The organism is Microbispora sp. CA-135349, from assembly GCF_050947365.1.
Classification (GTDB): Bacteria; Actinomycetota; Actinomycetes; order Streptosporangiales; family Streptosporangiaceae; genus Microbispora.
Genome location: NZ_CP192001.1, coordinates 4,033,516 through 4,047,064 on the forward strand (window position 1 = coordinate 4,033,516; position 13,549 = coordinate 4,047,064).

Genomic DNA, 13,549 nt, shown 5'->3' on the forward strand with positions numbered 1-13,549 from the left:
GCCGGCGTACGGACCGCGCATGTGCGGCTCCTTCCGCTGCCTCAGGTAGGTGCCCCACGGGGGCGTCGCGCAAGCGGCCGGAAGCGGAAGCGGTCAGAAGCTTCTGGGCAGGCCGAGCACCTGAGTGGCCAGATGATTGAGCAGCAGTTCCTCGGTGACCGGCGCGATCCGGCCGATCCTGGCGTCGGCGAGCAGCCGTGCGACGGGATACTCCAGCGAATACGCCATGCCCCCGTGGGTCTGGAACGCCGCGTCGGCCGCCTCCCACGCGGCCTGCGAGGCCGTCAGCTTGGCGATGTTGGCCTCGGTGCCGCAGGGCAGCCGGTTGTCGAACGACCAGGCGGCCTTGTACAGCATGAGCCTGGCCAGCTCGATCTTGGCCTTGACCTGCGCCAGCGGGAACGCGATGGCCTGGTTGGCCCCGATGGGCCGGCCGAAGACCTCCCGCTGCCTGGCGTAGTCCACGCCCACCCGCAGCGCCACCTCGGCGCCGCCCAGGGCACTGGCCGCCAGCAGGATCCGCTCGGGGTTCAGCACGTCCCACAGCACGGCCACGCCCTTGTCCACCTCGCCGAGCACGCTGGAGGCGGGCAGCCGCAGCTCGTCGATGAAGACCATGTTGGACGGCGTGGTGTTCGCGCCCATCTTGGGGATCGGCCGATAGGACAGCCGCCCCGCCGCCACGGCCTCCGGCACGTTCACCAGGAACACCGTCAGCCCGTGGGTGCGCGGCGTGGCCCGCGCCGCCGGGATCGTCCGGGTGACGAGCAGCATCCAGGCGGCCCGCTGGACCCCGGTGATCCAGATTTTCTGGCCATTGACGACGAAGTCGTCGCCGTCCCCGCGGGCGAAGGTCGAGATCGCGAGGGAGTTGGACCCGGCGTCCGGCTCGGTCAGGGCGAAGCAGGTCTCGATCTCTCCCGTCGCCAGCTTCGGCAGCAGCGCGGCCTTCTGCTCGGCCGAGCCGTGCCTGGCCAGCGTGAGCGCCCCGAACCCCGGCGTCAGCACGTACATGAACGCCGAACCTCCCGCCGAGCCGGAGGCCGACAGGGTCTCGGTGGCCACGGCCAGTTCGAGCAGGCCCTGTCCGGCCCCGCCGTACTCCTCGGGGACGGCCAGGCCGAGCCAGCCGCCCTTGGCGAGCTCCGCCCACACCTCCTCTGGCCAGCGTTTGTCCGACTCGCAGCGCTGCCAGTAGTCCATGTCGTATCGCGAGCAGATGTCCGCGATGCCCCGCCGCACCGCCTGCGCGCTCTCCGGCAGCGTGAAGTCCATGCCGCAACTCTAGAACGCGATTCGGTGCGTTGCGAGATCACCGGCGAGGCCGCCGGGCGTGGTGGACGAAGGCGGGCGGCAGGTTCCGCCAGACCGTGCGGCCCGCCACCACCTCCTCGAACGCCTCGCCCAGCCCGCGGCGAAACCGCAGCGCCGCGGGCAGGACGCGGGCGTGGACGTAGGAGAACGTGGTGAACGCACCCCCCGGCGCGAGTGAGGCCACCACCGCACGCAACAGGTCCGCCTGGTGGGCGGGGGGAAAGGCCGCCCAGGGCAGCCCGCTCACGATCACGTCGGCTGCGGCCACGCCCCGGCCGGCGAGCAGCTCGGGCAGCCGCGCGGCGCTGTCGACGACGAGCTCGACGCCCGGGTAGCGGGCGCCGAGACGGCCGGCCAGCCGTGGGTTGATCTCGATCGCCAGGTGCCGTCCGCGCCCCCCGAGGCGGCGCTGGATCTCGGCGGTGAAAGGACCGGTGCCCGGTCCGAGCTCGACCACGACGGGGTCGCCGCGCTCGGGGACGGGCACGCACACCGCCTCCGACAACCGGCGCGAGCTGGGCGCGACCGCCCCCGTCGCGGCGGGAGAGCGCAGGAACTGCCCGAAGAAAATCGCTGATTCGTTGGCCATGCGGCGACGCTAGGGCCGTGATCCCGCCCGGGCCGCCCGCCGTCCGGACCGACCTGGCGGCCCGGTGGATCACCGCGTACGGCCGTTCGGCGGACGGGACCGGCCAGAAGGAGGAGAGGCCGTCCTCCCACCGGAGGACCGGGTTCCGCGCGGGCGGGCGATAGCGTTCCCTCATGCGGTGGCCCCCGACACGCCGGATCCTCACCGGCAGGCCCTTCAGGCTCTCGCGCGGCACGGTTCTCGACATCGGCCTGGCGGCGTGCGGGACCGGGCTCGACGTGCTCGTCAGCGCGGGTTCCTGGAGCGGCCCCGGCCCGGCCCCGGCGTGGGTGGGAACGGGCTTCGCCCTGCTGGCCGGGCTGCCGATGGGCCTGCTGCGCCGGCGGCCCGGCCCCGTGGCCGTCTACCTGTCCGTGCTGCTGGTGATCTGCGACCAGCTCGGCGCGTTCACCGTCAACACCCTGCAGGTCCTGCTGCCGATCTCCATGGGCGTGCTGGCCCGGTCGCACGGCTGGGGCTGGACGGCGCCGGCCGCCGTGCTCGCCTCCGCCGCGACGGCCGTCAACCTCGCCGACCCCGGCATCGCGGTCACGAGCAACACCTGGTTCTATTCCGTCGGGCTGATCGCGGCGCCGGTGCTGATCGGCCGTTACCTGCGCGGTCAGGAGGGGCGCCGCAAGGAGGACCCCGCGCCGCTGCTCGACCTGCTGCTCGCCGGCGGCGGGGTGGCGCTGTCGGTGCTGACCACCTGGCCGTACTGGCACGGTGGGGAGCTGCCGGTGTGGGCGGTCGCGCTCGGGGTGATGCTCGCGGGGCTCGCGCTGGGCGTCGTGCGGCATCTGCCCGGCGCGGTCCTGCTGCTGGAGAGCCTCGCGCTGGTCGTGGCCGACCAGTACGCCCCGAGGACCGGCAACAGCCTGCAACTGCTCGCCCTGGTGGCCCTCGGCGTCTTCGCGACCCGCGCCGCCTGGCCGTGGGTCGCCGCGGCGTACTCCCTGACCTGCTCGGTCGCCGCGATCGTGGTCGTGGACGATCCCGCCGACATCACCCCGTTCCGGGTGGTCGCGCTGATGACGATGGTGACCGCGCCGGTGGCGATCGGCCGCTACCTGGGCGTACGGCAGGCGCAGGCCCGGCACGCGGCGGAGCTCACGGCCGAACGCGGCCGGGCCGCCCGGCTGGCCGAACGGGAGCGGATCGCCCGCGAGGTCCACGACATCGTGGCCCACCACGTGGGCGCCATGGTGCTGCGGGCGAGCGCCGCGCAGTACGCGGGAGCGAGCGGACCGGCCGCCGAGGCGCTCGCCGACATCAGGGACACCGGGCACCGCGTGCTGGAGGACCTGCGCGGCCTGCTGGCCGTGCTGCGCGACCCGGACGAGACCCTGGGACCGGATCTGGGCGCGGACCTCGCGCTCGCGAACATGCTCGCCGACCCCGGCGACGTGCTGCGCGACGCCGTGGCCCGGATGTCGGCGGCCGGTCTGCGTGTGGACCTGCGCGTTTCGGCCGAGGCGGAGCGCGCCCCGTTGGTGGTGCGGGCGTCGGCCGCGAGGATCGTCCAGGAGGGGCTGACGAACGTGCTCAAACACGCGGGGCCGGGGGCCCACGCGGAGGTCGACGTGAAGATGCGCCCGGACGCGCTCACCGTGGAGGTGCGCAACGGCCCCGGCACGTCCCGTCCCCCGGAGGCGCTGCCGTCCCACGGCCAGGGCCTCGCGGGCATGCGGGAACGGACCCGCGCCTTCGGCGGGCACGTCACCGCGGGCCCGGCGGAGGACGGCGGCTGGCGGCTCACCGCCTCGCTGCCCGTTCCGGGCGGCGGCGGGCCGCACTGCCGGGTGGCGGGGAGGTTCGCGTGATCCGCGTCGTGGTCGCCGACGACCAGGCCCTGGTGCGGGCGGGCGTACGGATGATGCTGGAGGCGGCCGGGGACGTCGAGGTGTGCGGGGAGGCGGCCGACGGGGCCGAGGCCGTACGGCTGGCCGAGCGGCACCGCCCGGACGTGGTGCTCATGGACCTGCGGATGCCTCGTGTCGACGGCCTGGAGGCCACCCGCAGGATCCTCGCGGCCCAGCCGTCCGCCCGGATCGTCGTGCTCACCACGTTCGCCGAGGACGAGAACCTCTACGCCGCGCTGGGCGCGGGCGCGCTCGGGTTCCTGGTCAAGGACGACCCGCCCGCGCGGATGGTCGAGTCGGTACGGCGGGCCGCGACGGGGGAGGCTCCGCTCGCGCCGTCCGTGCTGCGGCGCGTCGTCGAACGGGCCCTGGCGGCCGAGCGGCAGGCGGTGCCGCTGCCGCCCGGCCTCACCGGGCGCGAGGCCCAGGTGCTCACCCTGGTCGGGATGGGCCTGTCCAACGCCGAGATCGCCGGACGGCTGCACGTGGGGGTCACGACGGTCAAGAGTCACGTCGCCGCGATCATCGACAAGCTGGGGCTGCGCAACCGCACGCAGGCGGCGGTGATGGCGCACCGGTTCGGACTGGTCGACACCGGGTTCAACCCGGTGGCTCCTGGGCGGAGCGGCGGGGAGAGCGGCATGTAGGGTCTGGGGCGTGAACGCTGCCGAGGACCGGATCTGGACGGTGCCCAACCTGCTGAGCGCCCTGCGGCTGCTCGGCGTCCCCGTCTTCCTCTGGCTCGTGCTGGGTCCCCACGCCGACGGATGGGCCATCGCGCTGCTGGCGCTCGCGGGCTTCAGCGACTGGCTCGACGGCAAGCTCGCCCGCGCCTGGAACCAGATCAGCAGGCTGGGCCGGCTCATCGACCCGCTCGCCGACCGGCTCTACATCCTCGCCACCCTGGTGGGCCTGGTCCTGCGCGGTGTCGTCCCCTGGTGGCTCGCGGTCGCGGTGCCGCTGCGCGACGTGCTGCTGCTGTGGATGCCGCCCCTGCTGCGCCGGCACGGGTACGGCCCGGCCCTGCCCGTCCACTTCCTCGGCAAGGCGGGCACCGCCGCCCTGATGTACGCGTTCCCGCTGCTCTTCCTCGCCTCGCACGAGGGGTGGTACGCCGAGATTGCCGCGATCTTCGGATGGGCCTTCGCCATCTGGGGAACTGGTCTGTATTGGTGGGCGGGGGTGTTGTATGTCGTACAGGTGCGCCAGCTAACGAAGGGGTGACCCGTGAAGGCCGTCGTCATGGCGGGCGGGGAGGGGACACGGCTGCGGCCGATGACCGCGAACCAGCCCAAACCCCTGCTGCCCATCATCAACCGGCCGATCATGGAGCACGTGCTGCGGCTGCTGAAGCGGCACGGGTTCACCGAGACCGTGGTGACGGTGCAGTTCCTGGCCGCCCTGATCCGCAACTACTTCGGCGACGGCGACGAGCTGGGCATGACCCTCCACTACGCCACCGAGGAGGTGCCGCTCGGCACGGCCGGCAGCGTGAAGAACGCCGCCGACAAGCTCCGCGACGACCGCTTCTTGGTGATCTCCGGCGACGCGCTCACCGACATCGACCTGACCGACATGCTCCGTTTCCATCGTGAGAACCGGGCGCTGGTCACCATCGGCCTCAAGCGCGTGCCCAACCCGCTGGAGTTCGGGATCATCATCGTGGACGACAGCGGCCGCATCCAGCGTTTCCTGGAGAAGCCCACCTGGGGCCAGGTGTTCTCCGACACGGTCAACACCGGCATCTACATCATGGAACCGTCGGTCCTCGACGAGATCGCCCCCGGCCAGTCCGTCGACTGGTCGTCCGACATCTTCCCGAGGCTTCTGGAGGGGGGCTGCCGGCTGTTCGGCTACGTGGCCGAGGGCTACTGGGAGGACGTCGGCACGCACGAGAGCTACCTCAAGGCCCAGGCCGACGTGCTGGAGGGCAAGGTCAAGGTCGACTTCGACGCGTTCGAGCTGGCCCCGGGCGTGTGGGCCGCGGAGGGCGCGTCGGTGGACCCCGAGGCCGTGCTCAAGGGCCCCCTCTACATCGGCGACTACGCCAAGGTCGAGGCCGGCGCCGAACTGCGGGAATACACCGTGCTCGGCAGCAACGCCGTCGTCAAGGAGGGCGCCTTCCTGCACCGCGCCGTGGTCAGCGACAACGTGTACGTCGGCCCGGCCGCCCACCTGCGCGGCTGCGTGATCGGCAAGAACACCGACGTGATGACCGGCGCCAGGATCGAGGAGAACGCGGTCGTGGGAGACGAGTGCGTCATCGAGGCCGAGACGTACGTCTCCTCCGGCGTGAAGATCTACCCGTTCAAGACGATCGAGGCGGGCACCGTCGTCAACACCAGCGTCATCTGGGAGTCGCGCGGCCAGCGCAGCCTGTTCGGCCCCCGCGGGGTCTCCGGGCTGGTCAACGTGGAGATCACCCCGGAGCTGTGCGTACGACTGGCCAGCGCGTACGCCACGACGCTGCGCAAGGGCGACACGGTGGTCACCTCCCGCGACGCCTCGCGCGCGGCGCGCGCGCTCAAGCGCGCGGTGATCAGCGCGCTGAACTCCAGTGCGATCAACGTCGTCGACCTGGAGGCCTCCGCCCTGCCGGTCGCCCGCTTCAACACCTCGCGGGAGAACGTGCGGGGCGGCATCGCCGTGCGCACGACGGCGGGCGACCCCCAGAGCGTCGACATCGTGTTCATGGACGAGACGGGGGCCGACCTGTCCCAGGCGGCCCAGCGCAAGCTGGAGCGGGTCTTCTCCCGGCAGGAGTACCGGCGCGCGTTCCCCGGTGAGATCGCCGAGCTGACCTTCCCGGCGCGTGCCGTCGACACCTACGCCCGGGAGCTGCTGTCCTGCATCGACATGTCCGGGGTGAAGGACACGGAGATGAAGGTCGTGGTCGACTGCGCGGGCGGGACCTCCTCGCTCGTGCTGCCGAACCTGCTGGGCCGCGCCGGGGTCGACGTGCTGACCGTGAACAACCGCCTCGACGACGCCTCGCCGACCGAGACGCTCGCCGAGCGCCGCCGCGATCTGCAGCGCCTGGCGGAGCTGGTGGCCTCGGCCAGGGCCGCCTTCGGCGTGCGGTTCGACCCGGTGGGGGAGCGCGTCTCACTGGTGGACGAGATGGGCCAGCTGATCAGCGAGGAGCGGGCGCTGCTCGTCGTGCTCGACCTGGTGGCGGCCGAGCGCCGGGCCGGCAGGGTCGCCCTGCCGGTCACCACGACGCGGGTGGCGGAGATGGTGTGCCGCTTCCACGGCGTGCAGGTCGACTGGACGGCCACGAGCCTCGACACGCTGACGAGGTCGGCGCGGCATCCCGACACGATCTTCGCCGGGGACGGGAAGGGCGGCTTCATCGTCCCGGAGTTCGCGCCCACCGTGGACGGCCTGGCGGTGTTCCTGCGCCTGCTCGGCCTGGTCGCGCGCACCCGGCTGTCGCTGAGCCAGATCGACGCCCGCATCCCTGAGGCCAAGCTGCTCAAACGGACCGTCCCCACACCCTGGGCGCACAAGGGCGCCGTGATGCGCTCGGTCGTCGAGGCGGCCGAGGGTCACCGCCTGGACACCACCGACGGCGTCCGCGTGGTGGAGGACGACGGAAGCTGGGCCCTCGTCCTGCCCGACCCCGCCGAGGCCGTCACCCATCTGTGGGCCGAGGGCCACGACATGGACACCGCGCAGGCCCTCCTGGAGCGCTGGGCCCACGTCGTCGAACACGCCGCAGGCTCCCGCTGACCTGCGGTTTCACTGCTCTTGAAAGATCACTGATCGGATGAATCCCGGTCGAGCGGCCGATGTGCGAAATGGTGCAAGATCATGAAGAATGAAAGCCCGGGCCTGGGGCATCTCTGCCACCAATCGCAAGATCACGGGTGAGGGATGGGGGATCGGTTGGGGGGAGAGGCGGTGCCGAGGGTGGACGGATGCATGTGTCGGGATGGACCTTGAACCGCCGTGGGCTGTAGCGTTGGTCAGTCCGCGCCCATGCGCGGTCTTGACCTTTGTGCCTGATCAGCGTAAGTTGCGGCATTCGCAGTTTGAGCTAGTCCTAGAGCAAGTCGTGAGAGAGGCCGAGCCGTTCGATGCCCAGCGTCTACTGCACGCAGTGCGGTCATGCCAACCCCGAGGATGCCCGTTTCTGTTCACGATGCGGTTCGCCGCTGAGCGCTCCGGCGCCCGTCGCAGCCGACACGACCTCGACGATCTCACTCGATGCGCTCGAGGCGGAGGCGGGCCAGACGCTTCTGCCGGACAGGGCGGCGGTCGAACAGCTGCCCCCCGGCACGGCTCTTCTGGTGGTCATGCGGGGCCCGAACGCGGGCAGCCGGTTTCTGCTCGACAGTGACCTCACTACGGCGGGTCGTCACCCGGAAAGCGACATTTTCCTGGACGATGTGACCGTGTCCAGAAGGCACGTGGAGTTCTACCGGCGCGGCGGCCAGTTCACCGTGCGTGACGTCGGCAGCCTCAACGGCACCTACGTCAACCGTGAGCGCATCGAGGAGTCCCCGTTGCAGGGCGGCGACGAGGTGCAGATCGGCAAGTTCCGGCTGGTGTTCCTCACGCGTGGTCCGGGAGGGTTGTGATCGGTGAGGAGGAGGAGTCATGAGCGCACAGGCCGTACGGGCGTTCATGAGCATCGGGGAGGTGCTCGGCCTGCTGCAGGGCGAGTTCCCGGACGTGACCGTCTCCAAGATCCGGTTTCTGGAGGGTGAGGGGCTGATCGAGCCCCAGCGGAGCCCGTCCGGGTACCGCAAGTTCACCTTCAACGACGTCGAGCGCCTGCGGTACATCCTGCGGGCGCAGCGTGACCAGTATCTGCCGCTCCGGGTGATCAAGGATCAGCTGGACGAGCAGGCGGCCCGCCCGCACGCCGTGTCCGACGGCGCCCCGCCCGTGCGCCTCAGCCGGGAGGAACTGATCGAGGCCGCCGGCATCGACGAGGAGACGCTGGCCGAGATGGAGAGCTTCGGCCTGGTCGCTCCCGTCGCGCGCCGGTACGACGGGGAGGCCCTGGAAGTCGCGCGCAGCGTGGGGGCGCTGGCGCGGTTCGGCCTGCAGGCGCGGCACCTGAGGGCGGTACGCGCGGCGGTGGAGCGGGAGGCCGGCCTGATCGAGCAGGCGGTGGCCCCGCTGCTGAAGCGCAAGGCGCCGGGAGCGATCGCGGAAGCGGACGAGACCGCCCGCGAAATCTCCGGACTTCTCCAGGAACTGCACAATGCGTTACTGCGTGGGAGTGTTCGCGGCGTTCTAGGGCGGTGACCGGCACATCCGCTCCTCCGTGGGTGTTACGTTGAATGCCTGGTGATATGCCGCGACGCTTGAGACGGAGCCGCCCGTGTTGCAGATGGAGGTCGTGGGGGTTCGCGTTGAGATGCCCACCAACCAGCCGATCGTTCTCCTGAAGGAGACGAGTGGTGATCGGTATCTGCCGATCTGGATAGGCATGACCGAGGCGACCGCTATTGCGCTGGCCCAGGCGGAGGAGCCGCCGCCCCGGCCGCTGACCCACGACTTGTTCCGTGACGTTCTTGAGGCCTTGGGGGTGCGGTTGCGCACCGTCAACATCGTCGCGCTCCGCGATGGAATCTTCTTCGCCGACCTGGTCTTCTCCAACGGCGTGGAGGTCAGCGCGCGTCCTTCGGACTCGATCGCGCTGGCGTTGCGTACGGGGGCGACGATCTACGCGAGTGAGGACGTGATCCAGGAGGCGGGCGTGAGCATGCCCGACGACCAGGAGGACGAAGTGGAGAAGTTCCGCGAGTTCCTGGACAAAATCACACCGGAAGACTTCGGCCGGGCGGGCTGACGTGCCGGACGATTTCGGGAGATTACGCTTCACGACGCGCCGGACGGGGTCGTTGACTGACGATGGCCCCGGTCCTACGGTGCAAGGGAAACCACGGTTGTAATTCACGAACCCCCAGATCAGACCGTGGGATGAGAGAAAGCCGGAGGTCCGCAGTGGCGGTCAGCAGCGGCGAGGGTAAGTCGGCCGGCCAGCACGACCCGGTTCGGCAGGCGGCGCGCGAGCGCGCCGGCGAACAGGGTCTGCTGTTCGACGAGCAGCCGACGGCGCTGCCCCAGGGCATCGGATACCGCGGGCCGACGGCGTGCGCGGCCGCCGGGATCACCTACCGGCAGCTCGACTACTGGGCCCGGACCGAACTGGTGCTCCCGACGATAAGAGCGGCTCAGGGATCCGGGTCCCAGCGACTGTACAGCTTCCGCGACATCCTCGTCCTGAAGGTCGTCAAACGTCTTCTCGACACGGGGGTCTCCCTCCAGCAGATACGCACCGCCGTACGGCACCTGCGCGACCGCGGCGTCAACGACCTGGCGCAGATCACCTTGATGAGCGACGGCGTGAGCGTCTACGAGTGCACGAGCGCCGACGAGGTGATCGATCTGCTGCAGGGCGGCCAGGGTGTGTTCGGCATCGCGCTCGGGCGGGTCTGGCGGGAGGTCGAGGGATCGCTCGCCGAGCTTCCGGGTGAGCGCGCGGAGCCCGCCCCGGATGCGGAGGGGGACCATCCGGCGGACGAGCTGGCCCGCCGCAGAAAGGCCCGCAGGACCGGCTGAGATCAATCGGGCAGGAGGGTAGTCATCTCCGATAACGGGTAGCCGGTAGAGTGGAACACGGCCGACGACCTCGTGCGGGAGAGACCCCTGATCGTTCAGGGGCGCCGAAGGAGCAACCTCCCCGGAATCTCTCAGGCATCCGTACCGCACGGACGAGGCGACTCTGAAAAGCAGGCCCGCCGGCCAGGCGGTGCCTCACCGAAGGGGAAAGCCGGGCTCGACCGCCCGGTGAAGCTCTCAGGTCCGATGACAGAGGGGGAGACCGCTTCACGACCGGCCGCGCCCCACGGGCGGGGCGGTCGCCGCAGGTCTCGACCCGCCCAGGAGGCCCTCGTCATGACCGATCGCTCCACTCTTCACGATCTTTCCGCCCCGCCCTTCGCGACCCGTCACATCGGCCCCTCCGATGCCGACCGCTCCCGCATGCTGGAGGCCGTCGGCTACGAGTCGATCGCCGACCTGCTCGCCGTCGCCGTGCCCGAGGCGATCCGCACGCGCGGTCCGCTGAACCTGCCGGAGGCGGTGGGGGAGGCCGAGGCCCTGGCCGAACTGCGCGCCCTCGCCGGCCGCAACCGGGTGCTGACTCCCATGATCGGCCTCGGCTACCACGACACGATCACCCCCGGCGTCGTCCTCCGCAACGTGCTGGAGAACCCCGGCTGGTACACCGCGTACACCCCGTACCAGCCGGAGATCTCGCAGGGACGGCTGGAGGCGCTGCTGAACTTCCAGACGGTCGTGTCGGACCTCACCGGCCTCGGCGTCGCCGGCGCGTCCCTGCTCGACGAGGCGACGGCCGTGGCCGAGGCGATGACGCTGGCCCGGCGGGCGAGCAAGGCGAAGACCGACGTGTTCGTGGTGGACGCCGACGCGCTGCCGCAGACCAAGGCCGTGCTGGCGACCCGTGCCGAGCCGCTCGGCATCACACTGGTGGAGTCGGACCTCGCCGGTGAACTGCCCGAATGCTTCGGGGTCCTCGTCCAGTATCCGGGCGCGAGCGGCCGGGTGGCGTCCTTGCGCGCCGTCGCCGAGCGGGCGCACGCGCGGGGCGCGCTCCTGGTGGCCGCGGCCGACCTGCTGGCGCTGACCCTGCTGGAGTCCCCGGGTGAGCAGGGCGCCGACATCGCCGTCGGCTCCTCCCAGCGCTTCGGTGTCCCCCTGGGCTACGGCGGGCCCCACGCGGCGTACATGGCGGTCCGCGAGGGCCTGCAGCGGCAGATGCCGGGCCGTCTCGTGGGCGTCTCGGTGGACGCCGACGGACGCCCCGCCTACCGCCTGGCCCTGCAGACCCGCGAGCAGCACATCCGGCGGGAGAAGGCCACCAGCAACATCTGCACCGCGCAGGTCCTGCTCGCGGTGATGGCGTCGATGTACGCCGTCTACCACGGCCCGGAGGGCCTCAGGAGGATCGCCCAGCGGGTGCACCGGCACGCGGCCGTCCTCGCCGCCGGGCTGCGCGAGGGCGGCGTGGAGGTCGTCCACGACGAGTTCTTCGACACCGTGCTCGCCCACGTGCCCGGGCGGGCCGCCCAGGTCGTGGCCGCCGCCGCCGAGCGGGGCGTGAACCTGCGCCAGGCCGGCGCCGACCACGTCGGCGTCGCCTGCGACGAGAAGACCACCACCGGCCATCTGCGGGCCGTCTGGGCGGCCTTCGGGGTCGCCGACGTGGTGCTCGAGGATCTCGACCGGGTCACCTCCGACGCGCTCCCGGCCGACCTGCAGCGGACCTCGGACTTCCTCACCCACCCGGTGTTCCACGCCCACAGGTCCGAGACGGCCATGCTGCGCTACCTGCGGCGCCTGCAGGACAAGGACATCGCGCTCGACCGCTCGATGATCCCGCTGGGCTCCTGCACGATGAAGCTCAACGCGACCACCGAGATGGAGCCGATCACCTGGCCGGAGTTCGCCTCGGTGCACCCGTTCGCGCCCGCGGAGCAGGCCGAGGGGTACGCCGAGCTGATCGCGACGCTGGAGGGCTGGCTGGCCGAGGTCACCGGCTACGACCGGGTGTCGATCCAGCCGAACGCGGGCTCGCAGGGCGAGTTCGCCGGGCTGCTGGCCATCAGGTCCTACCACCGGTCGAGGGGCGAGGGCGGCCGCGACGTCTGCCTCATCCCGTCGTCCGCGCACGGCACCAACGCCGCCAGCGCCGTCATGGCGGGCATGCGCGTGGTCGTGGTGGCCTGTGACGCGGACGGGAACGTCGACCTCGCCGACCTCGCCGCCAAGATCGACAAGCACCGCGACGCGCTCGCCGCGATCATGGTGACCTACCCGTCCACGCACGGCGTGTACGAGGAGACGATCGTCGAGATCTGCGAGCGGGTGCACGAGGCCGGCGGGCAGGTCTACGTCGACGGAGCCAACCTCAACGCACTGGTGGGCCTGGCCAAGCTGGGCGAGTTCGGTGCGGACGTCTCCCACCTCAACCTGCACAAGACCTTCTGCATCCCGCACGGCGGCGGCGGGCCGGGCGTCGGCCCGGTGGCCGTCAAGGCCCACCTCGCCGAGCACCTGCCGGCGCACGTGTCGGCCGCGCCGTACGGCTCGGCGGGCATCCTGCCGATCTCCTGGGCGTACGTCCGGATGATGGGCGGCGACGGGCTGCGGCAGGCCACCGAGCAGGCGATCCTGTCGGCCAACTACCTGGCCCGGCGCCTCGCGCCGCACTACCCGGTTCTGTACACCGGCAGGGGCGGCCTGGTCGCGCACGAGTGCATCGTCGACCTGCGGCAGATCACCAAGGAGACCGGCGTCACGGTCGACGACGTGGCCAAGCGGCTGATCGACTACGGCTTCCACGCGCCCACGATGTCGTTCCCCGTCGCCGGGACGCTCATGATCGAGCCGACCGAGAGCGAGGACCTGGCCGAGCTCGACCGCTTCGCCGACGCGATGATCGCCATCCGGGGCGAGATCGCCAAGGTGGCGTCGGGCGAGTTCGACAAGACCGACAACCCGCTGCGCAACGCCCCGCACACGGCCGAATGCCTCACGGCGGACGAGTGGACCCACCCCTACTCCCGGGCGGCGGCCGCCTACCCGGTGCCCGGCCTGCGGGACGACAAGTACTGGTCGCCGGTGCGCCGCATCGACCAGGCGTACGGCGACCGCAACCTCGTCTGCTCCTGCCCGCCCCTCGAGGCGTACGAGGATTGATCGG

11 protein-coding genes and 1 riboswitch are annotated in these 13,549 nt (G+C 71.3%); of the genes, 9 read left to right on the top strand and 2 right to left on the bottom strand.

What is annotated here, in order from left to right; translation table 11 throughout:
* Positions 1-93 precede the first annotated feature (93 nt).
* Positions 94-1,275: an acyl-CoA dehydrogenase family protein gene (locus ACQPZZ_RS18725; RefSeq protein ID WP_363637548.1), complete on the bottom strand. Its 1,182-nt coding sequence runs from the start codon at positions 1,273-1,275 to the stop codon at positions 94-96.
* 37 nt (positions 1,276-1,312) lie between these two features.
* Positions 1,313-1,903, bottom strand: coding sequence for a class I SAM-dependent methyltransferase (locus tag ACQPZZ_RS18730; RefSeq protein ID WP_432933738.1), 591 nt, complete (start codon positions 1,901-1,903; stop codon positions 1,313-1,315).
* Between the two features lie 173 nt (positions 1,904-2,076).
* On the opposite strand from ACQPZZ_RS18730, the gene ACQPZZ_RS18735 reads away from it, so the two are divergent.
* The 9 genes from ACQPZZ_RS18735 to gcvP all read left to right on the top strand — a co-directional run bounded on the left by ACQPZZ_RS18735 (position 2,077) and on the right by gcvP (position 13,545).
* On the top strand, positions 2,077-3,765 hold the full coding sequence (locus ACQPZZ_RS18735; RefSeq protein WP_432933740.1) for a sensor histidine kinase: 1,689 nt from the start codon (positions 2,077-2,079) through the stop codon (positions 3,763-3,765).
* Positions 3,762-4,451 carry a response regulator gene (locus ACQPZZ_RS18740; RefSeq protein WP_432933742.1) on the top strand — a complete coding sequence of 230 codons (690 nt, stop codon included), beginning with the start codon at positions 3,762-3,764 and terminating at the stop codon, positions 4,449-4,451. Before ACQPZZ_RS18735 ends, ACQPZZ_RS18740 begins: the two co-directional genes overlap by 4 nt.
* Positions 4,452-4,461: 10 nt before the next feature.
* A complete protein-coding gene (locus tag ACQPZZ_RS18745) occupies positions 4,462-5,028 on the top strand; it encodes a CDP-alcohol phosphatidyltransferase family protein (protein WP_432933744.1) in 567 nt (188 codons plus the stop codon).
* A gap of 3 nt (positions 5,029-5,031) precedes the next feature.
* Positions 5,032-7,536: a sugar phosphate nucleotidyltransferase gene (locus ACQPZZ_RS18750; RefSeq protein WP_432933746.1), complete on the top strand. Its 2,505-nt coding sequence runs from the start codon at positions 5,032-5,034 to the stop codon at positions 7,534-7,536.
* Between the two features lie 347 nt (positions 7,537-7,883).
* Positions 7,884-8,387: an FHA domain-containing protein gene (locus tag ACQPZZ_RS18755; protein ID WP_432933748.1), complete on the top strand. Its 504-nt coding sequence runs from the start codon at positions 7,884-7,886 to the stop codon at positions 8,385-8,387.
* 19 nt (positions 8,388-8,406) lie between these two features.
* Positions 8,407-9,063 carry a transcriptional regulator FtsR gene (gene ftsR / locus ACQPZZ_RS18760; RefSeq protein WP_363637562.1) on the top strand — a complete coding sequence of 219 codons (657 nt, stop codon included), beginning with the start codon at positions 8,407-8,409 and terminating at the stop codon, positions 9,061-9,063.
* A gap of 76 nt (positions 9,064-9,139) precedes the next feature.
* Positions 9,140-9,610, top strand: coding sequence for a bifunctional nuclease family protein (locus ACQPZZ_RS18765; protein WP_139577972.1), 471 nt, complete (start codon positions 9,140-9,142; stop codon positions 9,608-9,610).
* A 155-nt stretch (positions 9,611-9,765) separates the two neighbouring features.
* The gene (locus tag ACQPZZ_RS18770; RefSeq protein WP_182907002.1) at positions 9,766-10,383 is read left to right on the top strand and encodes a MerR family transcriptional regulator; all 618 of its coding nucleotides are present in this window, start codon (positions 9,766-9,768) and stop codon (positions 10,381-10,383) included.
* Positions 10,384-10,448: 65 nt separating this feature from the next.
* Positions 10,449-10,540, top strand: a riboswitch (glycine riboswitch).
* A gap of 179 nt (positions 10,541-10,719) precedes the next feature.
* Positions 10,720-13,545, top strand: coding sequence for an aminomethyl-transferring glycine dehydrogenase (gene gcvP / locus ACQPZZ_RS18775; RefSeq protein ID WP_432933751.1), 2,826 nt, complete (start codon positions 10,720-10,722; stop codon positions 13,543-13,545).
* The last annotated feature ends 4 nt before the right edge of the window (positions 13,546-13,549 follow it).

Bases quoted from the DNA above. Each gene is read 5' to 3' on its own strand.
- ACQPZZ_RS18730 (WP_432933738.1), bottom strand. From the start codon at position 1,903: ATGGCCAACGAATCAGCGATTTTCTTCGGGCAGTTCCTGCGCTCTCCC.
- ACQPZZ_RS18735 (WP_432933740.1), top strand. From the start codon at position 2,077: ATGCGGTGGCCCCCGACACGCCGGATCCTCACCGGCAGGCCCTTCAGG.
- ACQPZZ_RS18725 (WP_363637548.1), bottom strand. From the start codon at position 1,275: ATGGACTTCACGCTGCCGGAGAGCGCGCAGGCGGTGCGGCGGGGCATC.
- ACQPZZ_RS18755 (WP_432933748.1), top strand. From the start codon at position 7,884: ATGCCCAGCGTCTACTGCACGCAGTGCGGTCATGCCAACCCCGAGGAT.
- gcvP (WP_432933751.1), top strand. From the start codon at position 10,720: ATGACCGATCGCTCCACTCTTCACGATCTTTCCGCCCCGCCCTTCGCG.
- ftsR (WP_363637562.1), top strand. From the start codon at position 8,407: ATGAGCGCACAGGCCGTACGGGCGTTCATGAGCATCGGGGAGGTGCTC.